Genomic DNA, 359 nt, shown 5'->3' with positions numbered 1-359 from the left:
GGAAACTGCACCTTGATGCGGCCGAATTCGTCGCAGTAGATTTCTTCATTGGGCGGGCCGACCACGCTGGCGATCTGCGGGCCGTCCACTAGCGGCTTGCGGCTGGGCGCGGGTTTCCAGTCGACCTTGTCGGGCACGATGTCGGCCGTGTAGCCATAGCGCGTGCCTTGCTCGGCGCCCGCGCCGTCTTCTTCCTGGCTGCTGTGCTGGATGCCGTGGTGGCGCATGCGCACCGGGCGCCAGCCGTGGTTCCAGTCATCACGCGGGTGGCCGGTCAGGTCGAACGCCACGCCGGGAATTAGCCGTGCGTCGTCGCCGTGCACCTGGGCCATGCGCGCATCGCGGCGCAAGCCCAGCAG

At 68.2% G+C, this 359-nt stretch carries 1 pseudogene; it reads right to left on the bottom strand.

Features of this window, described 5'->3' with window-relative positions:
* Positions 1-359: pseudogene (locus AC6LJY_RS27990) on the bottom strand (type VI secretion system Vgr family protein); the annotation flags it as partial.

The organism is Achromobacter sp. RT286_PF, assembly GCF_059760425.1.
The sequence above is the reverse complement of the archived record's forward strand: the minus strand, read 5'-3'. Positions and strand labels throughout refer to the sequence as shown.